The 21756-nt window shown below is 32.4% G+C and carries 14 protein-coding genes; 4 read left to right on the top strand and 10 right to left on the bottom strand.

Annotation, left to right across the window (positions count from 1 at the left end):
• Positions 1 to 30: 30 nt before the first annotated feature.
• From ABD715_RS10405 to ABD715_RS10380, 6 genes are read right to left on the bottom strand one after another with little or no spacing between them, the layout of a single operon-like run.
• On the bottom strand, positions 31 to 1626 hold the full coding sequence (locus tag ABD715_RS10405) for a sulfatase family protein (RefSeq protein WP_344788149.1): 1596 nt from the start codon (positions 1624 to 1626) through the stop codon (positions 31 to 33).
• A 15-nt stretch (positions 1627 to 1641) separates the two neighbouring features.
• Positions 1642 to 2679 carry a hypothetical protein gene (locus ABD715_RS10400; RefSeq protein ID WP_344788148.1) on the bottom strand — a complete coding sequence of 346 codons (1038 nt, stop codon included), beginning with the start codon at positions 2677 to 2679 and terminating at the stop codon, positions 1642 to 1644.
• Positions 2679 to 5717 carry a glycoside hydrolase family 2 TIM barrel-domain containing protein gene (locus ABD715_RS10395; protein WP_344788147.1) on the bottom strand — a complete coding sequence of 1013 codons (3039 nt, stop codon included), beginning with the start codon at positions 5715 to 5717 and terminating at the stop codon, positions 2679 to 2681. The genes ABD715_RS10400 and ABD715_RS10395 overlap by 1 nt, the downstream gene beginning before the upstream one ends.
• The gene (locus ABD715_RS10390) at positions 5718 to 8735 is read right to left on the bottom strand and encodes a glycoside hydrolase family 2 TIM barrel-domain containing protein (protein WP_344788146.1); all 3018 of its coding nucleotides are present in this window, start codon (positions 8733 to 8735) and stop codon (positions 5718 to 5720) included.
• 1 nt (position 8736) lies between these two features.
• Complete coding sequence (locus ABD715_RS10385) at positions 8737 to 11016, bottom strand: FAD-dependent oxidoreductase (protein ID WP_344788144.1); 2280 nt, start codon at positions 11014 to 11016, stop codon at positions 8737 to 8739.
• A 33-nt stretch (positions 11017 to 11049) separates the two neighbouring features.
• Positions 11050 to 12696, bottom strand: a complete 1647-nt coding sequence (locus ABD715_RS10380) for a sodium:solute symporter family protein (protein WP_344788143.1) — start codon at positions 12694 to 12696, stop codon at positions 11050 to 11052.
• Positions 12697 to 13075: 379 nt separating this feature from the next.
• Here ABD715_RS10380 and ABD715_RS10375 point away from each other — a divergent pair, with 379 nt between their 5' ends.
• Positions 13076 to 14095, top strand: a complete 1020-nt coding sequence (locus ABD715_RS10375; RefSeq protein WP_344788142.1) for a LacI family DNA-binding transcriptional regulator — start codon at positions 13076 to 13078, stop codon at positions 14093 to 14095.
• A gap of 6 nt (positions 14096 to 14101) precedes the next feature.
• On the opposite strand, the gene ABD715_RS10370 is transcribed toward ABD715_RS10375, so the two are convergent.
• The 3 genes from ABD715_RS10370 to ABD715_RS10360 are packed head-to-tail and all read right to left on the bottom strand — an operon-like array spanning position 14102 to position 17351.
• On the bottom strand, positions 14102 to 15454 hold the full coding sequence (locus tag ABD715_RS10370; RefSeq protein WP_344788141.1) for a GH1 family beta-glucosidase: 1353 nt from the start codon (positions 15452 to 15454) through the stop codon (positions 14102 to 14104).
• A gap of 9 nt (positions 15455 to 15463) precedes the next feature.
• Positions 15464 to 16456, bottom strand: coding sequence for a glycosyltransferase family protein (locus ABD715_RS10365; RefSeq protein ID WP_344788140.1), 993 nt, complete (start codon positions 16454 to 16456; stop codon positions 15464 to 15466).
• Positions 16457 to 16478: 22 nt separating this feature from the next.
• Entirely contained in the window at positions 16479 to 17351 is an 873-nt protein-coding gene (locus ABD715_RS10360; RefSeq protein WP_344788139.1) for a UDP-2,3-diacylglucosamine diphosphatase, read from the bottom strand.
• 361 nt (positions 17352 to 17712) lie between these two features.
• Here ABD715_RS10360 and bamJ point away from each other — a divergent pair, with 361 nt between their 5' ends.
• The 3 genes from bamJ (at position 17713) to ABD715_RS10345 (ending at position 21106) form a co-directional block, all read left to right on the top strand.
• The gene (gene bamJ, locus ABD715_RS10355) at positions 17713 to 18435 is read left to right on the top strand and encodes a BamJ family beta-barrel-assembly machinery protein (RefSeq protein ID WP_344788138.1); all 723 of its coding nucleotides are present in this window, start codon (positions 17713 to 17715) and stop codon (positions 18433 to 18435) included.
• A 134-nt stretch (positions 18436 to 18569) separates the two neighbouring features.
• Entirely contained in the window at positions 18570 to 19454 is an 885-nt protein-coding gene (gene era / locus ABD715_RS10350; protein ID WP_344788137.1) for a GTPase Era, read from the top strand.
• An 83-nt stretch (positions 19455 to 19537) separates the two neighbouring features.
• Positions 19538 to 21106 carry a choice-of-anchor I family protein gene (locus tag ABD715_RS10345; protein WP_344788136.1) on the top strand — a complete coding sequence of 523 codons (1569 nt, stop codon included), beginning with the start codon at positions 19538 to 19540 and terminating at the stop codon, positions 21104 to 21106.
• Positions 21107 to 21252: 146 nt separating this feature from the next.
• Here the strand turns inward: ABD715_RS10345 and ABD715_RS10340 are convergent, their stop codons facing one another.
• Positions 21253 to 21750 (bottom strand): GTP-binding protein, encoded by a 498-nt coding sequence (locus ABD715_RS10340; RefSeq protein ID WP_344788134.1) that lies wholly within the window; start codon positions 21748 to 21750, stop codon positions 21253 to 21255.
• Between the last annotated feature and the right edge of the window lie 6 nt (positions 21751 to 21756).

The raw sequence follows: 21756 nt of genomic DNA, 5'->3' as shown, positions 1-21756 counted from the left end.
TAATCTTATGGTTTTAGTTGGTTTGTTCTTTTAATCATGCCAATGCTGATTAATTATTTTTTGAATATGAGGGTAGTTGTCATCTTCCTCATTTAAATCTTTTCGCTTTTGTTTCAAATCTTTTTTAAGCTTAGATATAAGGTTTTTGTATTTTGCATTATGGTATTCGTTTTGCATTTCGTTAGGGTCTTTTTTTAAATCGTAAAACTCCCAAGCTACAGGTGTGTTAAAATCGTATCGACCCCAATTGTCTGACTTTGTGTCGGTTTTGTAATACCTTCCGTAATAAAATATTAATTTATAATCTTTAGTTCTAATACCAAAATGGGCAGGGTTCGCATGTCTACTTCCCATATGCATCCAATACCTGTAATAGGTAGATTGTCTCCAGTTGTCTGGTTCTTTTCCTGTTTCTATTATAGATTTAAAGCTACGACCTTGCATGTATTTAGGTGTGTTGCCTCCAGCTAAATCAATTAGGGTAGGAGCGAAGTCTGTATTATTTATAAGTGTATTGTTTCTTGTGCCTTGTCTAAAGCCTTTTGGGTAATGAATAATAAAAGGCATACGCATAGATTCTTCGTACATCCAACGTTTATCTATATAATCGTGTTCGCCTAGCATAAAACCTTGGTCTGCGGTATAAATAATAATTGTGTTTTCGTATAAACCTTCGGCTTTAAGCTGATCAATTAAGCGTTTTACATTATCATCAACACCTTTAACACACCTTAAATAGCGTTTTAAATATTCTTGATACGCTTCGTGTTTATGGTTTGGTGATTCGGTATCAACTTCCAAACTTCTACCCACACCGCGTATTGTGTTACGCAAACCAACTGAAGAACCAATATCGTGAATTAATGAATCGTTTTTTCCACGAGTCCCCTCAGAACCATGATTTCCAGATTGATATAAACTAGCAGGTTCTGGGATATAAGTGTCTTCTAAATAATCAGCATATCTTGGTGCAAATTCAAACATTCCATGTGGTGCTTTAAAATGATGCATTAACATAAATGGTTTAGATTTATCGCGTTTGTTCTTTAGCCATTCTATAGATCTGTCGGTTACAATATCTGACGAGTGTCCTTCGTATTTCGTTGTTTTTACTGTTCTTTTACCATGTTTTCCAAAACTTATTTCTTCGGATGTTTTTCCATCTCTCGAAATTAGTTTTGGGTTGAAGTATTTGCCTTGAAGCGGTAAAACTTCGTAATAATCAAAATTAGCTGGTTCTTCTTTTAAGTGCCATTTACCAATTACCGCAGTTTCGTAACCTAAGGCTTTCAGGTCTTTGGGTAAAAATTGTTTTTCTTTATCTAGAGCTTGATGCAAATCTAAAACACCATTGGTTTGTGGGTATTGACCAGAAAGTATGCTTGCTCTACTAGGAGTACAAATGGAGTTGTTACAAAACACATTATCGAAAATAATACCTTGGTTTGCTAGTGCATCTATATTTGGTGTTGGGTTTAAATGTGCTAACCTACTACCATAGATGCCAAATGCCTGAGATGTGTGGTCGTCGGACATTATAAATAGTATATTAGGCTTCTTATTTTCTTGGGCTTGTAACTTAAATAAAAGACCTAAAATTTGAATAAAAATGATTAGTTTTTTCATGTGCTGATTTCCCATTTAAATTTTTGAAGCATCTTTTTTTACTTTCCCGCCTCCGTTTTTAAGTCCGTTTTCCCATGGCCAATCAAGGTTTTTAGTGCTTTTATGGCGGTAGTATCTAAAGAAATCAAAATCTACAGACAAATCTTTTATTGTGTGTGTATTTGTTCCGTTTTCAACTTTTTCTAATATAAAGCCTGCAACAATATTCCCTAAATACCAAAAAGTTGGTTTTCTGGCACTTTTTCCAATCGTACTAATCGTGTATTTACTTTCTGGATTTACTTCATCTTCCTTAACAAACTTAACGACACGTTTTCCCATATGCGCCCATTCTCCATTCTTCCATTGCCATAATTTTATATATTCTGGAGTATATTCCAATCCAATAGTTTGCCAAACCGGAGCATAAGTTTGAAAAGGCCCTTTAGTCATTATTGCCTTTTCTGCATTTTTTCCTTTGGTTAGAACTTTACGTTTTACACCTTTACTATCTCGAAATCGAGAAGGAGCATCACTACTCCATCCGTTGGCTCTATTTTCCCACTCCATAAAATCAATTTCTGTCCAGGAATCACTATTTTTAATAGAAGATTTTTTCTTTCCACCTGTATAATTTCCAATGGCAGACCAAACAGAAGGATGCCAAACAGAACCTTTTTCTATAACCTCAGGATCATCAAAGCCACGAAATCTAAATTTTACCGTATAAAAACCGTAAAAAGCAGAGGCATTACTTACTAAGCCTGCAGTTTTAGGAGATCCATTTTCTGTAGTCCCTTTTATGGAAACATAATTAGTGGTTTGTCCTTTTAGAGTTTCTTTTTCCATTACTACTAGCGATTTATCGTTTTCGTGACCTTGAATAGAACCTCCACCTGTATTTCGTCTTCCCCATTTAGCAGTATTTAATGTTTTAGAGTTAAACTCGTCAGAAATACTATTATCTCTAAAGGATTCGTACTGATTTCCGTTTTCTGGAAGTTGTTGTGGTGATTGTGCACCCGAAAACTGAAAAACTCCAAATACCAATACTATTATAGCTAAAATCTTCATTACTTTGAAGCTTTTATAATATGAGACCAATTACCAGATTTATTGTTGCTTTCTCTTTGAATTTGAAAATAAATTTCAGTTTCATTTTCAATATCAATGGTCATCATTCCTCTTACATTGGTTCTAAATTCTTTATCTAAATTTTCTTTTGATGTTCCATACTTTATATTATAAAAAGTATCTTCAAACTCACTTGTATATCCAATTACAACTTTATTATCTGTTATAAATGCATCCCAAATTTTAGGCGCTAATAGTTTGCCATTTGGTGTTGCTTTTATGGCGTTAGGCGAAGTGCTTTCTCCTTTATCATTTATAGCTATTACACTAAAATTATATTCTTTATTGTTAGTTAGGCTATCTACTTCAATAGCATTTGTAATGGTTTTGAAAGACTCAACAGTTGCTCCTTTATCATTTTTATAACGAACAACATACTCTGTGGCTCCTGGTACTTTTTCAAAGAACACTCTTGCAGATGTATCTCCTAAATCTACACTTGAAATTAATGGAGATTTTGGAACTGTAAATGGAATTACTTTTTCATACCTAATATACCCAGTTGCACTCACTAAACGGATTCTTAAATCTAATAAATTTTTTGGTAATTTGCTCCAAGTAATTTCGCCTTTCCAGGTTTTATCTTCTGGATTTATAGTTGGTAATTTAATAAATTTTTCTTCAATAACTTTACCTGCAGTATTTCTAAAATCCCATTCTAATTTGTAGTTGTTTAAAGCGTAACTTGGGTAATCGTCTAGCCCTCTAACTGGAATTACAACCTCTGCTTTGTTTTTTGATAGGTTTAAGTTTTTTACTTTAATGTCTTTAATAGGACTAAACTCTTTAGCAACTCTATTAAACATTCTTCTTTTTTGTCGCCAAACATTTATTAATCCCCAAACTCTGTTTTCTTCTTGAGATGTTGCTGCATAGCCACTTCTGTAGTCATTAAATGTCCACAAAGAACCACCAATTACAAATTCGTTTTTACCTCTCCAATGCTCATTCCAATCTGTAAAAATTTGTTGATCTCCGTCTAACGATGTTGTTGGGTAAGGGTCGAACCCATATTCTGAAATAAAGATTGGCTTCTCTGGCCATTCGCTTCTCAACTTATCTATAATTTCTTGAGGTTTCCCTTGCCAACGGTACATGTTGTGCATAATTATATCTACCTCTGTATTAGGGTCTGTTTTACGGTTCGAAAAGCTTTTTTGCCCACTATTACTCACACAAGTTACTAGTCTGTTTGGGTCTAATTCACGAACAAAATCCATGGTTGTTTTTGCATATTGGTAATGATTAGAAAGTTCGTTACCAACACTCCAACCAATAATACTTGGATGATTCCAGTCGCGTTCTACCATGCCTTTTAACCAATATTTGGCTAACGGATACTCTGGAGCAGTAAATTCTGGATTGGTTAAATCTCTAATATTTGCTTCTTCAAAAATTAAGATTCCTTTTTTATCACATAATTCGATAAGCTTTTCGTTTTGGGTGCCATGCATAATGCGCATAAAATTAGCACCCGCTTCTTTCATTAAATCAACATCTTTTTCAAGTACTTCTATAGGTTCTGAAGATCCGTAATAGCGATGTTCACTAACACGATTAAACCCGCCTAAACGAACAGGTTCTCCATTTAATAATAATTTTGAATCTGTTACTTCAACTTTTCTAATTCCAAAATCATTTTCTTTAGAATCAATTACTGTTTCATTTTCTGAAATAGTAGTAGCTAAATTGTACAATTCAGGATTGTCAAAATGCCATAATTTAACATTTTTTGCTTCTAATTTTTCTTCTAAAATAACTTCTGAAATTTTATTTGCAGGTATTTCAACAGTTTTTACTAATTCTGAAATTTTTCCATCTTTAGAAATAATAGATGTAATAGAAATACTTTTAACTTCATCTGAATTGTTTTCAACCTTCACTTTTAACTTTAAAGCTGCTGTCCCTTTTTCTAAATTTGGCTCTGCATGAATGTATTGGTTGTTAATTCTAACTTGATTGTTTTTTAGTAAATACACATCTCTAATAATGCCACCCCAATTCCAAGTGGCACCAACTGCATTACTATTATCAACTTCTAAGGCCAGTAAATTAGAACCTTCAAAATTTAAATATTCTTCAACTTCAAATTCAAAAGGTGTAAAACCACCTCTATGTTTCCCAATGTATGTTCCATTTAAATACACTTTGGCTACATGGTAAACACCATCAAACTTTAGTCTAAATTTTTCATTGGTATTTGCATTCCAATTTTGTGGTAACTTAAATTCTTTTCTATACCAACCTAAACCATTGTAATTTGAATACGAATTTATCATTCCCCAATGCCCAGGGACTTTTAAATTATGCCATTCTGAATCGTTGTAATTCGATAAAAACACTTGTTCCGGTTGTTTTTTTGCAGCTAAAAATTCGTCTTCTGGAATTGGTCTAAACATAATAGCGTCTGCAGCTACTGTACCATCTGTTATAGCAGTAATTTCTACATAATTATTGTCTTCTGCATTAAATTTATAAATGCCTAAACTTATCCATTGTCCACAATTTGTTCTTTGGCTTACGTATTTAGCTGTTTTTCCACCAGCATTATTTATGTTTATTTGAGCAGTTAAATGAGAGGAAAACGGGTACAAAATTAAAGCTTCATAATATCCCGTTTTATTAATATTTGGTTTAAAACGCACATAATTATTGGCCGATTCATTTTCTTTAAAATTATGGGTTAAATAATCGTTTCCATGAAAAACAGAACCTCTTGCTCCTTCTTTTTTTACTCTCCATTTTCCTTTTACTTCAACATTTATTTTATCAGTATTATCAATAACTATATCTGTTGATTGTACTTGGATATTTAATGGGTTGGAACCCATACCATAAATGGTGTTGAATTTCCATTCTCCACTTAGTAACAGGTGATTTGAATCGGAATTATTATCAGAAATTTGTAATGTCTTTTGCGAACAAGAAATTTGCCACAAACACATGAATACAACCAAATATTTAAGACTATTTTTCATTTATTTTTCCACTTTTAATATGTTGGACCAATTGCTTTTTTCTCCTTTTATTGCTCTTTGAATTTGAAAATAAACAGTTTTTTCGTTTTCAATATCAATAGTCATAATTCCTCTTGAATTGGAAGTTATATCCTTGTTTAAATGATCTTTTGTAACTCCATATCTAATGGTGTAATTAACATCATCAAACGATCCAGAATAACCAATAACCAACTTGTTATCTGTAATAAAACTATCCCAAATAATTGGTGCTAAAATCTTTCCGTCAGTTTTTATAGTTGAAACCTCAGACGCTTTACTATCACCTTTAGAATTACTCGCAATTAGTTGAATTTGAATTTCTTTGTTTGCTGGTAAACTATCTAAATCAATATAGTTTACAATGGTTTTGTAGCTCTCTTTTTCTTCACCATTAATATTATATTTTGCGTAGTACTCAAAAGCATCTCTATTTTTGGTAAAATGTACGCGAACTTTGCTTTTAGATATTTTTACTTCATTAATAATGGGTTGAGAAGGAACTTCAAAATAAATCTTCTTTTCTCCTCTAGAATAACCATTTGGAGTGACTAGTGAAACTAAAAGTTCATAAGGTTTTTTAGTTAGTTTATTCCAAGTTATAGACCCATTCCATTTTTCCATGCCTGGTTTTAGCAATGGCAAGTTCAGCGTTTTATTTAATACTATTTCTCCTTTTCTATTTTTAAACACATAGTGTAATGTGTAATTTTTCATTGTAAAGCTTGGAAAGTCATTTGTATCTCTAATGTTAAAAGACACATTTGCGTTTCCTTTTTCAAAATCTAAATTTTCGATATTCAAATTTGTAATAGGACTATTTTCTTTTTGATGTGTATAAAAAGCTCTTCGTTTTGTTCTCCACGCGTTTACCATTCCCCAAGCACGATTTTCATCTGCTAAAGTATTTGAGTATCCACTTTTATAATCGTTAAAAGTCCATATAGAAGCGCCAGTTGTATAAGGGCGCTGGTTTCTCATATTATTGTACCAAGTTCCTAGCTTTGAAACATCATTGTCCAGATTAGCAGTAGTAAACCGCTCAACTCCAAATTCTGAAAAGAACATGGCTTTATTAGGCCAGCGTTTGTGTAAGGTATCCATTACCGCTCCTGGATTTTTTTGATAAATATTCTGAAAAATCATATCTCCATATTCCAACGGATTGTTTTCTGCAGATTCTCCTTTTCTATACCCTCTATTGCTTACGTGCAATGCCATGCGATTGGGGTCTAGTTTTTTTGTGTATTCATACATCATTTTAACATATTCAAAATGATCTGAAAGTTCATTTCCAACACTCCAACCTACAACAGAAGGATGATTAACATCTCTTTCTATCATTTCTTTTACCCATTGTTTTGGTTTGGCAAAATGATCTTCATAAACCTCAGGCATTTTTAAGCTTCGAACATTTACTTCTTCAAAAATTAAGATTCCCTTTTCATCACATCTATCTAACAACTTTTTGTTTTGAGTACCATGCATAATTCGTGTAAAATTTGCACCTGCAGTTTTCATTAAATCAACATCTAAATTAATAAGTTCTTGAGGTTCTGAAGATCCCCAGTATCTATGATCACTTACTCTGTTAAACCCAACCAAACGGACAGGTTCACCATTTAATAACATTTGAGTTGCTGTAGCTTCAAATTTTCTAATACCAAATCGATTTACTTTTGTATCCAACACTTTACTTTTTTCGGATATAGAAGTTTTTATATGATATAATTCTGGAGTATCAAAATGCCATAATTTTACATCTTCAGCATTTAATTCCCCTTCTAATTTAAGCTCTTTAACGCTATTTGGGGCAACTGTAATTTTAGCTGAAGTATTATTTAAAACTTTCCCTTTTTCAATGAGTGCATTAACATTTAATTCTCTTTTTTTTTCTGAATTATTTTCTACACGAACAATAACTTGATAACTAGCGCTACCTTTTACTAAATCTGGCTCAGCGTGGATGTATTGATATTTTACACGAACATCTTTACTTTTTACAAGTTGTACATCTCTAATAATTCCTCCCCAATTCCAAGTAGCTCCAACTAAATAATTATTATCGGCTTCAACAACTAGAATGTTTTTATTTGAAAAATTTATTTTATCAGTAATGTCAAACTCAAAAGGGGTAAAGCCACCTTGGTGTCTACCAACATATTCTCCGTTAAAAAATACACGAGCTACATGGTATACACCTTCAAACTGAATTCTAATTCTTTCGTCAGTCGTCTTTTTCCATGTTTTTGGTAATTTAACTTCTGTTCTATACCAAGCCTTACCTGTATAATTACTGTATTTATTAATCATTCCGAAATGACCTGGAACTTTTAATTCATCCCAATTGGAATCATCATAAGCCACATTAACTAACTGTTGTTTTTCTTCTAATGAATTCTTATAGTCAGCTTCATCTATAGGTCGTAACATAATGGCATCTACGTTATACAGCCCTTGATGTTTGGAGTGAAACCTAATAGAATGCTTTTTTTTAGTATCTATTCTAAAAATCCCTAAACTAACCCATACACTTGGCCTTGTTTTTAAAATAAAATCTTTTGTGTACGAACCATCTGCATGATTTACCTCGACTAATGCAGACATTTGCGAGCCAACTGGATAATAAATGAAATGTTCGTAATATCCAGATTTTGGCACTTTTGTATTTATTTCTACAGATGCTGGATCGTTATTTTTTTTGAAATTATAACTTAAATAATCTTTACTCCAAGGTTTCGTTTCCTTATCTGTACCTTGATAGGTTTTAGTTTCCCAAGCCCCTTTTATTTTCAATAATTCTGTTTGACTATTATCAATTATAATATCATCCTTCGTAGGTTGGATGTTTAAATAATTTGAACCATCACCTAAAAAAGTATTGAATTCCCAATTACCGTTTAAGGATAGCGTATAGTCTTCCTCTTTTAGAGAACGATTACTATGACTATTACAGCCAACAATTAATAAAACTAAAATTATTGAATATAAATATTTCATACTAACTACATATTATTTCAAAAATAGAAGCAGGTACATTTACTGATGGGTGCTCAGCTTCTATAATAATTCCTTTTGTTTTTATTTTTGAATCGAATTTCCAAGTATTTATGGTTTGATAATTTCCTTCCTTTTTAGCTAAAATTGTGCCTTGTAAATCTGTAATGGTGTAATTCCTAACACAGAAAGGCGCAACTTCTTCTGGATGTCCCATTAAAGTAGACTCTAAAGGATGGTCGTAATCTGGATCTAGAAATAATTTTATTTCAGACAATTCTTTTTCAGAATCCCATTCTATTTTTAACGATGGATTTTTATCATTTAAATTAGCTACCCAAGCATTTGTAGTTCCGTAAGGTCTAACAAAACCATTGCCAATATTATCTGCATTAAAAGCTTCTATAGCAGGAGAAATATCCATGGCAATATTTTGTCCATCTGGTCTACGGTGCGGTGTCCAAAACTCGAAAGTATCTACGCCAATATTATCTGGTGGAGTTTGTTTACCGTTGTTAGAAACCGCTTTATTTACACCGTTAAATACCGATAATACACCTGTGTAACGATTGTTACTTGTTTTTAAACTAGCGTGTTTGTTCGATAAAAAAGTTACAAAACCATATTGATTGTTAGGCACAGGATTAGAAAAACTAATTTCAATATACTGTTCTCCTTTTTCTAAATTGAAATTTTGCGTTTCTAAAATAACTTCTGGAGCATAATTTTTAGATTTTATAGATGTTCTTAAATCTACTTGCAACGTTGTAGTTTCTTCGGCTTTAACTAAAACTTTAAATTTATAATTTTGATTTGCTTTAAACGGAAGCATTTGTGCTGCCGAGATAGAGAGACTAAACCAATCGCCATTATAAGGAATTTGATTAAGATTTAAAATTGAAGACGCATTAATAGTTGCTTCATTAATTAAATTGCTAGATTTATTTATGGGTACATTAGGAATGCTTTGTCCTAATTTATTGAGTTCGTTTTGCAGGTTTTTAATTTCTCCTTTTTCTAAAAGATCTGCAGGTTTTAAGTTTTTATCTACACAAATAGAAGCAGCCATACCAACTGCCTGAGCACAAAAACCTGTAGTTGCCATAACTCTTGTAGAACCAAAAGCCACGTGGGTTGCGCTAATTATTCGTCCAGCTAAAAATAAATTATCGATGTCTTTACTAACAAAAGAGCGATACGGAATATCGTAAATGCCTTTCGAGTGCCATTGTGTACAACCAGAAAGTTCGCTGTAAACACCATCGGCTGGGTGTAAATCTATAGCCCAACCTCCAAAAGCAATGGCATCGTCAAATTGGCGTTGCTCTATAATATCTTGTTGGGTCATCATGTATAGTCCTTCAAAACGACGACTTTCACGTTTTCCAGGAACGGTACCAACCCATTCAAGCGTCATATTATCGACATCTTCAAACTCGCCAGAGTTTTTTATATAATCCCAAACACCATAAATAACTTTCCAAAGTTCGTATTTAATTTCTTCTGTTTCGTGAATGGTATCGTGTCTTCCTCCATATTCAAACCACCAAAAACGACAACCTTTATCACCTTTTCCTATGGCTTTATATCTAGGGATAGCTGTAATATCTTTTAGAGCATATTTTGGAGCTACATATTTTACAGGCTTATTGGTGTTTTTGCTATAGAAGTACATAGAATGCCCTAATAATTCGCCATAAGATTTATCTGGAGCAAATTGTTCTCCAAATTCTTCTTTAGTTTCGGCTCCCATTCTAAAAGAAGCGCCCGCTTTAAAAGCTACAATTCCGTCTCCAGAAGCATCGCAAAATATAGGCGATTTTATAACGTATTCTGTTGAGTTTTGAGAATTAAATGCTTGTACAGACTCTATTTTAGTGTCGCTAGATTTTTTAACATCGTAAACCGATGTGTTTAAAAGTAACGTAATGTTTTCTTCTTCTAAAACCTTCTCTAATAAAACGGTATCAAATATAACAGCGTTTCCTTCTTTGTTTCGATATAGGTTTTCAACCAAAATCTCGTCCATAACACCACCCTCACGAGACCAACGGTTGTTATTTCCCATGTGTGAAGTTGCACCTAAAATCCAGAGTCTAACCTCAGATGACGCATTACCGCCTAAAACAGGTCTGTCTTGAATTAAAACCGTTTTGGTGCCTTGCCTAGCAGCAGTAATAGCAGCGCAAACACCAGCTGTGCCACCACCAATAACTACAAAATTGGTGTTAATTGTTGTAGTTTTGTTTTGTCTTATGTTTTTATCAAATGCTTTAACTAACATGAAAAAAGTTATTTTTAATTTTATGATTTGAGTTTAATCTAGAGATTTTTTTATAACAAAAAGGCCTAAAATCAATACAGCAATGCCCATACCGCCAACCAATAGTGCGCCAGTTTCTGCTATTATTGATAATAATAGAATAAGTAAGCCTGTTGAAGCTACCCCAATACCTATAACTTTAGTACCTTTTTTATTACTCGCAGACGACTCTTCTTCTGGTTCTTGTTGTTTCTTTTCTAATACTTTTAAGTAATCTAGATATTGTTTGTTTTCTTGTTTTTTAGAGTTAAAATATATTTCTGAGAGCACAAGAAGTACAATTGGAATACCCATGCCAACTCCCATTTCTGTGGCTCTGTCTAATTTGATACCGATTAAATCTGGAGAAAGAAATTTAAAAAATGCATTAATAGCTAAGGATATAAAAGTAACCGATAATACACTTTTTCCGGTTTGGTTTTTAGAGAACAATGCCCAAAGTGGTGGTAAAAACATAGCGCCACCTGTTAAAGCAGCTAAACTCATAACAACTTCTACTATACCACCAAAAAGAGGTACTAATAATGCTATAATTATAGTTAAAACACCAAGTGCTATTGTAGCTCCTTTTCCTACTCTAACTAATTCTTTATCGCTAGAATCTGGTCTTAAATTTTTATAAATATCGTTTGCTAATACACCTGCAGAAATATTTAAAGTGGTATTTACAGAACTAGATGTGGCAAAAATCATACCTCCAAGCATAAGCCCAAGCATACCTATTGGTAAGACTTCTTTACACATTAAAAGGTAAGCACCTTCGTCTGCTAACTCTCCCAAATCTGGATTTAATACTTTGTATATCATGGGAGGAATCATCCAAATAAGCGGACTAATAGCGTATAAGCCCCCAAATAACCAGCCTACTTTTTTAGCATCTTTAGGTGTAGCAACACTTGTGTAGCGTTGTACATATGCCCAATTACCAGCAATAAAAAATAAATTATATAATCCAAAGGCAATCATGAACCCCCAAGAATATTCAGAATTCGTAAATTCGAAAAAACGTTCGGGAGCTTTTGCAACAAATTCATTAATACCTCCAATTTTATCAAAAGAAAGCGGAACCACTATTAACACTGCAGCTGTAAGCACAATAAATTGAAGTACATCGGTTACAATAACAGCCCATAAACCACCTACAGCGGTATATACAAGTATTAAAATACCTAAAATAATAATACTTGTGGTAATAGGAAAACCTGTAGATACTTCAACAATTTTTGCTACAGGATATAAAAAGGCTCCTGTTGTAAATATAGAAATGAATAAAAATAAATAGGTGTATGTTTTTTGGGTAGACTTTCCTAGGCGGTCATTTATAAATTCTGCAGCTGTTATGGCTTTAGTTTTTTGCCATTTTGGAGCGATAATAAAACCAATTATTAAGCCAGCAATACACATAGTCCATTGTATAGTAACTGCAACCCAACCGCTGCTATAGGCTACAGAGCCCCAAACAACAAAGGTTCCAGCAGAGAAAAAACTCATAAATAAAGACAAGCCACTCATCCACCATGGTAAAGCGCCTCCAGCAGCAAAATACGATTTCATGTTTTTTCCTGCCTTAGAAAAACTCATTCCGCATACAAAAACGAGTGCGGTGAAAATTAAAATAACAGCAATATCTATGTTACTCATTTTAAAATAAATTAAATTATTACTTAAAGATAAGCTTAGAATTATTACCAAAAGCTCTAGAGGTTGATTTTGTGAGCGAAACCGTTTCCGAAAACCGATATTTTTACCGAAAACGTTTCCGAAAAATTAAAAATCTAGTGATGTCTACATTAAATAAATGCATTATTGTTGTAAGTGTATAATTTAAGAAAGCTTGTTATGTCTTATTTTTAAACAACTTAGGGTTTGTGGGTTAAGGTTTTGTTTGCTATAATTTTTTTGTTTTTAATAGATGGTTTTTTATAAAGTGTTATTTGCTTAAAAAACATGTAACCTATCTTTTTGTTTAAAATTTTGAATATATTTATTAAAGTTTTCGGAAATACAAATATCACCAATTATGAAACATGTAACTATTAAGGATGTAGCAAAGCGATTAAATGTTTCGGTGTCTTCTGTATCTAGGGCATTTAATAATAAGTACGATATTAAAAAAGAAACTAAAGAATTAATACTAAGTACAGCAAAGGAAATGGGATATTATCCTAACCCTATTGCTAAAAAGTTAAGTCAGAATAAATCATTAAATATAGGTGTTGTGGTTCCTGAGTTTATTAACGAATATTACTCTGAAATTGTTATTGCCTTACAAGATGTTTTAATATCTAAAGGGTATCAGGTTTTAGTTATGCAGTCTGATGAAAAACCAGAACTTGAATTAAAAAATGTCGAAACATTGATTCATAGTATGACCGACGGATTAATTATAGCTCCAACTGTTGGTAACAATAATATGTCGTATTATTTAGAGCAGCATAATGCTGGTTACCCTATAGTCTTTTTAAATAGAATTGACGATTCTGTAGCTGCTTCAAAAGTTATTTTTAATAATGTAAAATGGAGTTTTTTTGCTACAGAGCATCTTATAAGGCAGGGGTATAAAAAGATTTATCATTTATCAGGATATAAAAATTTATCTGTTTCTAAAGAGCGTATAGAAGGGTTTAAAAAAGCTATGTTTAAGCACAATGTGGTTAAAGAAAATTATAAAATAATAGAAGCAGGTTTATTGGCCGAAGAGGGCATGGAGATTATTGAAGATTTAATTTATAATCATGATTTGCCAGATGCTTTTTTTTGTGTAAACGACATGGTTGCTATGGGCGCCATGAAAAAATTACGAGATAACGGTTATAGTGTGCCCGACGATATTGCTTTTATAGGTTTTACCGAAACCCGCATGGCAGAATTAGTTACGCCACAGTTAAGTAGTGTAAAACAACCCACGTTTAAAATGGCTAAAGCAGCAGCAGAATTGCTTTTAAAGCGTATCGAAAATGCTAATGAACCTATTGAAACTGTTGTTATGAACGGTGAATTAAATATTAGAGAGTCTTCAATTAATAAAGCTTTAGATTAACTATAATTATAAGTTTTCTAGAAAAGATTTAAACCATTTACCAGAAGATTTTATTGTTCTTTTTTGGTTAGAAAAATTGACATGAACTAGGCCAAAACGAGCTTTGTAGCCTTCTGCCCATTCAAAATTATCTGTAAAAGTCCAAGCAAAATAACCATCTATATTTAAACCATCTTGTTGTGCTTTATGTACTTGTTCTAGGTGCGATTTAAAGTAGTTTAACCTTTTAGTATCCTCTATGTTTTCGTTTTTCACAACATCGGTAAAAGCTGCTCCATTTTCTGTTATAATAAGTTTTTTTATGTTTTTATATTGATTAAACTGTTTAATCATGTTATAAATACTTGGAGGGTAAACTTCCCAATCCATCAAGGTGGTTTCTACTTGTCGTTTTGAGGCTTTTATTATTTTAGCTTGAATATAGGGTACAAAATAACTGTGTTTTACAACTTCTCGTGTGTAATTTTGAATTCCGATAAAATCAAACTCAAACTCAGATAATTTGTCGTCTCCCGGTTTTATATATGCTTTTAGTCGTTTTAAAACGGGTAGCGACTCTGTAGGATAGTCCATGCCTAAAAGCGGTTCTATAAAAAGCCTGTTTAATAAAGTATCAGCTTTTTTAGCAGCTAAGTTGTGTTTTCGAGTATTTTTATAAGGTGTTATTTGAGAGCAAGAAAATGTGGTACCAATAATACCATTTTTTACTGTCTTTTTTAATATTCTACCTCCTAAAGCTTGGCACAGTGTGGCGTGGTGTATTGCAGGTAAGAAGTTTTTTAAACCCTTTTTTCCTGGTGCGTGTACACCTAGAAAATACCCAGCGCCAGTAAAAACCATGGGTTCGTTTAAAACCATCCAATGTTTTACGCGATCTCCAAAAGTGTTAGCGCAAAGTGTTGTATATTTTTCAAACCAACCTAAAATCGCTCTATTTGTCCAACCACCTTGTTTTTCTAGTGCTAAGGGTAAATCCCAATGGTATAAAGTTACCCATGGAGTAATATTGCATTCTAAGCAAAAGTTAATAACACGATTATAAAAATCGATGCCTTGTTGGTTAACTTCGCCATTACCGTCTGGTATGATTCTAGACCATGATAATGAAAATCTAAAATTTGGAATATTCATAGATTTCATAAGTAAAATGTCTTCTTTATACTTATTAAAAAAATCTACAGCAACATTTGCATGTTCGTTATTATGAATTTTTCCTTTTTGAGATGTAAAATCGTCCCAAATAGAGAGGCCTTTTCCGTTTACGTTATAAGCACCTTCGGTTTGGTATGCAGCATTAGATACACCCCAAACAAAGTTTTCTCCAAAATCTTGAGGTTTTAATTTAAAATTTGTAGGCATAATATTTTATTAAGCAATAGACTCTTTAAGTAATTGATTAACAATTTTTTCGGTTAGGTCTGGGTAATCAACGTTTATAATTTTATCAGATTCAACCCAGTTTTTAAGCTTGTTTAAATGCTTCTTTTTTAAAGATTTTATAACCGGAACACCCATGTCTTTTAAAGCTGCTGCATTACATTGTTGTTCGTATTGACCTTTCATTGGTATAACCATTAGTTTTTTCTTCATAAACAAAGCTTCGGCAGGAGTTTCGAATCCAGCACCACATAAAATCCCTTTGCTATTTGCCATGCTAGTAACAAAGGCTTCGTTGGATATAGGGTTTATTATAATATTTTTTTCTTTTATAGCTGTTTTGTTATGCTTAGAAAACACTTGCCATTTTGTGTTTTTTATTTTAGATAGTGTTTTTAATATTTTATCATCGCCATAAGAAGGCAGGTATACCGTATAATAATCTCCGGTTGTACAAGTTATATTTCTTATATCTTGTCTTATTACTGGTGTAAAAATATTGTCTTGATAGCTTTTAAAATGAAACCCATATTGCTTAGTTGTAGGTGCGTATTTTTTTAGAATTAGTTTTCCTAAGGGGTCTTTTTTCTTTGGTTTAGGGGCATTAGGTACCATAACAGCTGCTTGATGACTTAAACTAATACAAGCTTTATTTTTCAACTTACACGCCCATGCAGATACGGGTTCGAAATCGTTAATTATAATATCGTATTTTTCAATGGGTAAGCTGTTTATTTCTTTTTGTAAGCGTCTTGTATTAGCTCTAATATATGTTTTCCACATGTTTACACCTCCTTTTTTTCCGAAGATAAAACTGAGTCCTTTTAATTGATATTTTATAGGATGCGGAATATCGATATCTGCTTGTGTGCCACTAACTAGAATATCTAATTCTATGTTCTGTTTATTTAGTAAAGGTATAATATCGCGAGCCCTACTTAAATGACCGTTGCCAGTGCCTTGAATAGCATAAAGTACTTTCATGTAATAATTTTGTGTCGTCGTTTTACTTTTTCTTTATAGCATTTTCAAACTGAAACTCTTTCATTAGGTTTAGAAAAATAGCTTTGTTTTCTAGTAATTCTTCCTCTTCAAAATCGTCTTCAATGTTTTTATCTAATTTTTTATTTAAAGCCGAGTCTTCTTCGTACGAGTAAATACGCCATTGTTTGTTATTGTACTCTAAACTTGTTAGATTTTCAATCCAATCTCCAGAATTTAAGTACATTACAGAGCTATCATTGTTTTTTATTTCTCTCATTTCTGGTTGGTGTATATGCCCGCAAACTACATAGTCGTATTGGTTTTCTATGGCAATATCGGCAGCAATTTTTTCGAAATTATTAATAAATTTAACAGCAGATTTTACACTATTTTTTATTTTTTTAGACATAGAGATGGGTGAGCCTCCAAATTTTACCGTAAAAAAATTAATAGCACTATTAAGTAGAATAAGCGAGTCGTAACCAACTGCACCTAATTTGGCAATCCATTTAGAGTGTTGCATGGTTACATCGAAAACATCACCATGAAAAAACCAAGCTTTTTTATCGTCTAAATCTAAAAGTAATTTATTAATAATACTAAAAGAACCTAATTCGAAACCAACAAATTTTCTTAGCATTTCGTCATGGTTTCCTGTAATATAATGTACTTCTATACCGTTAGAAATCCATTTCATTATGTGTTTAATAACCTTCATGTGCGATTTTGGCCAATACCGTTTGCTAAACTGCCAAATATCTATAATGTCGCCATTTAAAATAACCTTTTTAGGATTTATAGATTTCATGTATTTAAGCAACTCTTTAGATCTACATCCGTATGTTCCTAAATGAACATCGGATATTACAACAATATCGACATCTCGTTTAGCCATAATATTTTAAATTTAATTTTAGATTAAAACGCAATGCTACTAGAAGCGAAGTAAAAATATAAACTATCAATATTAAAAGAAGAGTAGTTATTAGTAGCATATAGCTTAATTATATCGCGAAATTATTGCATTTAATAAAGTGAATTGTAGTTTTTGCTTTAAACTTGAGTTAAATCAATGTTACTATATGTGTTGCCTTATATTTTGTAAGCCTTTTGTTTACAATTAATTAAAGTTGGATGTTGGTGGTGTGTTCTGCGTTTTTAGTCAAAAAAAATGGTATTATGCATAGTAGTAATTAACACTTTGCTTTCTCAGTTTTATTTTCCTATTTTTGGCGTCAAACAAATAAAAATTTAAAATGAAAATAGTAAAAGTTTTAGGAGCAGTTGTATTGTCTTCAGTAGTATTTTCTTGTGGAAAGCAAGGCGTTTCAAATAAGCCATTAACTACAGAAATAGATTCTGTTAGTTATGCAATAGGTGTAGATGTAGCAAATAGCGTTGGTACTAATTTTGATGATATTGACAATGAGTTATTTATTCAAGGTTATATGAATACTCTTGATTCTTCTAATGTAAAATTAGATAGAGCTACAGCTCAAAAAGTAGTGCAAGGATATTTTCAAAAAAATCAAGCAAAAATACAAGCTAAGCAACAAGCAGCAGCAGCAAAAGCAGCTGAGGCACAGTATGCAGAAGGTAAAGCAGCTAGCGAAAAGTTTTTAGAAGAAAACAAAACTAAAGAAGGCGTACAAGTTACAGATAGCGGTTTACAATATATTGTACTTAAAGAAGGTACTGGCGAAAAACCAACAGCAGCTTCTACGGTAAAAGTACACTACCACGGAACTTTGATTGACGGAACAGTTTTTGATAGCTCTGTAGATAGAGGTACACCTGCAGAATTTGGCGTTGGTCAAGTTATAAAAGGATGGACAGAAGGATTACAATTAATGAGTGTAGGTTCTAAATACAAATTCTTTATTCCTCAAGAATTAGGATACGGAGCAACACCAAGAGGAGGTGCTATTAAGCCTTTTGATGCTTTAGTATTCGAGGTAGAATTATTGGAGGTAAAATAGTCGCTTTTAAAATATAACTCTGCTTTTGCAGACATTTAAAAACAGGAAGTTATGCTTCCTGTTTTTTTGTTTAAAATTTTGTTGAACGATCTATTAATAAAGGTTGTAACTTTGCAACAATAAAAAAAGAGAAAATGAAGCATAAAGCAGGATTTGTTAATATTATTGGTAACCCAAATGTGGGTAAGTCTACATTAATGAATGCTTTTATAGGTGAAAAATTATCTATAATTACATCTAAAGCACAAACAACACGACATAGAATTTTGGGTATTGTAAACGGAGACGATTTTCAAATCGTGTTAAGTGACACTCCAGGAATAATAAAACCAGCATACGAGTTGCAAGAATCTATGATGAGTTTTGTAAAATCTGCCTTCGAAGATGCCGATATATTAGTTTATATGGTAGAAATAGGAGAGCAAGAATTAAAAGATGAAGCTTTTTTTAAAAAAATAACAAGTTCTAAAATACCGGTTTTGTTGCTTTTAAATAAAATTGATAAATCAGACCAAGGGCAGTTAGAAACACAAGTACAACTTTGGGCTAGCAAAGTACCAAATGCCGAAATTATACCTATATCTGCTCTAGAAGGCTTTCAAGTAAAAGAAGTTTTAGACCGCATTATAGAATTACTACCAGAATCTCCTGCATTTTATCCTAAAGACCAATTAACAGATAAGCCAGAGCGCTTTTTTATAAACGAAAACATTCGAGAAAAAATCTTGATACATTATAAAAAAGAAATTCCTTACGCAGTAGAGGTCGATACCGAAGAGTTTTTTGAAGAAGAAAAAATTATAAGAATCCGTTCTGTTATTATGGTAGAGCGCGAAACCCAAAAAGGTATTATAATTGGGCACAAGGGTAGTGCTTTAAAACGTGTAGGTGTAGAAGCTAGAAAAGATTTAGAGGCATTTTTTGGCAAACAAATTCACTTAGAGCTGTATGTTAAAGTGAATAAAAATTGGAGAAGTAATCAAAATATGCTGAAACGTTTTGGTTACAATCAGAAGTAATAACTAACGGTATCTTTTTATTTCCATAACATTAAAGTAAAGTTTGGGTTTCATTTTTGCTAATTAATTTAGCAATTAACAATATGAAACTTAAACAATTATTTAAAGTATTTTGCCTTGTACTTATAGGCGCTTTTACAGTATTAACTTCTTGTGCCGATGATGGTATAAATGGAACCGACGGTCTTGATGGTACTAACGGACAAGATGGTGCAGACGGAGCAGATGGTGCCAATGGCGAAAACGGAAAAGATGTTACTTATTTCTCTACAATAGCCATGGTTGCTCTAGGCGATGGTGTAGCAGAGATTTCTGCTTACGATGCTGTTACTAAAACAGTTTTTTCTACCAATGCCGAAGCTAAAGAAGTAGAGGTTATAGACATTTCTACCGTAAGTACTCCAGAAATTAAAGCAGCTATAGATGTTACCGCTTATGGAGGAAACGTAAATAGTGTAGCTTCTAAAAATGGTTTTTTAGCTATAGCTATTGAAGCAGATGTAAAACAAGATAATGGTAAAGTTGTCGTTTTTAAAACAGATAATTTAACAACGCCTTATGCTAATATTACTGCTGGTGCTTTGCCAGATATGGTAACTTTTACTCCAGATGGTAAGTATATTTTATGTGCTAACGAAGGCGAACCTAATGATGATTACGACGTAGACCCTAAAGGCTCTATTACTGTAATTAATGTAGAAACTAAAGTTGCTACCCAAATTTATTTTGATAGCTTTAATTCTAAAGAAGCAGAATTAGAAGAAAAAGGATTTAGAGTATTTGGTCCAGGAGCAGATTTAAGTAAAGATGTAGAGCCAGAATATATCACGGTTTCTTCAGATTCTAAAACAGCATTTATTGCATTACAAGAAAATAACGGTATAGCAAAATTAGATATAGAGACCAAAACTATAACAGATATTTATCCTTTAGGAACTAAGGATTATTCTCAGGTGTCTTTCGATTTAAGCGATAAAGATGATTGGGCAGGTAACTTAATGACATGGCCTGTAAAAAGTTTTTATCAGCCAGATGCCATAGATTATTTTGAAATAGGTGGTGCAGGCTATATTATTACAGCTAACGAAGGAGACGCTAGAGATTACGATGGATATTCTGAAGAAGATAGAGTAGGGGATTTAGTATTAGATGCTACTGCTTATCCAGATGCAGATGAGCTGCAAGAAAAAGAAAACTTAGGAAGGTTAAAAATAACAACTGCAAATGGAGATACAGATGGCGATGGAGATATCGATCAAATTTACGGTTATGGAGCGCGTTCTTTTTCTATTTGGAATACATCTGGAGTGTTAATGTATGATTCTGGTAACGAGTTAAGCTTGAAATCACTTTACGATTTTGGATCTTACCCAGAAAGCAGATCTGATGATAAAGGTGTAGAGCCTGAAGCTGTAACAACTTATACAGATGGAATGAATACCTATGCAATAATTGGATTAGAGAGAAGCGGAGACGTTTTAGTTTATAATATTACAGATATTTACAATCCTATCTTTGTTCAAAGACTAAGAAATACATCGCCAGAAGGCTTATTAGTAATTAATGCAAACGAAAGCCCAAATGGGAAAACATTATTAGTGGTATCTAATGAGTTTCCAGAGGATGCTAATCTAAATATTTATTCAAAATAAAAATAAATACTAATGCTAACTTCTTGTTTAGGTAACATTTAAATAAAGTATAAATATAATATTTGTCTCAGAATTCAATCAAGTAGTTAGTTTGGTTAAGTTTGAGTTAGTTAGTTTTAAAAAAAGCTTTGATTGGTCTTCTGCAATTAAAGCTTTTTCTTTTTTAAAACAGCATCTATAAACTCCTTTAGTTTTATCATCTCAGTTTTACTTGACGCTTTGCCAAGACGTGCTGCAAAGTAAAGACATATCCAAACTATTATCATAAAGAGTATTAAACTTACTTGTAAAGCATAGCTAACTTTTAAAGCCCAATTTGTATACGCCCAAATAGAAAAGGCAATAAATAAACTAGCTACTATAAAGTGAAAAAACATAAACATGGTCCAAACTGTAGGGTTGGGGCCATAAAGCCCGTGAAGTAAACACGAATTTTTAGTTATCTCGTTAATTTCTAAATGCAGTTGTGGTGACCAAAAATGTTGATCTTTTTTGGGTAGTTTAATAAACACATGGTCGTCTAGTCTATTTACTATAAATTTAGTTTGAGTTTTTTTTGTTTCATCAAAAGCTAATAAAAGATCTAGCTTATTCTTGTTCAGTTTTACTTTAAATCGCGGTCTTAAAACAATATCATTACTCATATGTAT

The organism is Postechiella marina (assembly GCF_039538365.1).
In the GTDB taxonomy this organism is placed as follows: domain Bacteria; phylum Bacteroidota; class Bacteroidia; order Flavobacteriales; family Flavobacteriaceae; genus Postechiella; species Postechiella marina.
This window is presented reverse-complemented; position numbering and strand designations above follow the sequence as displayed.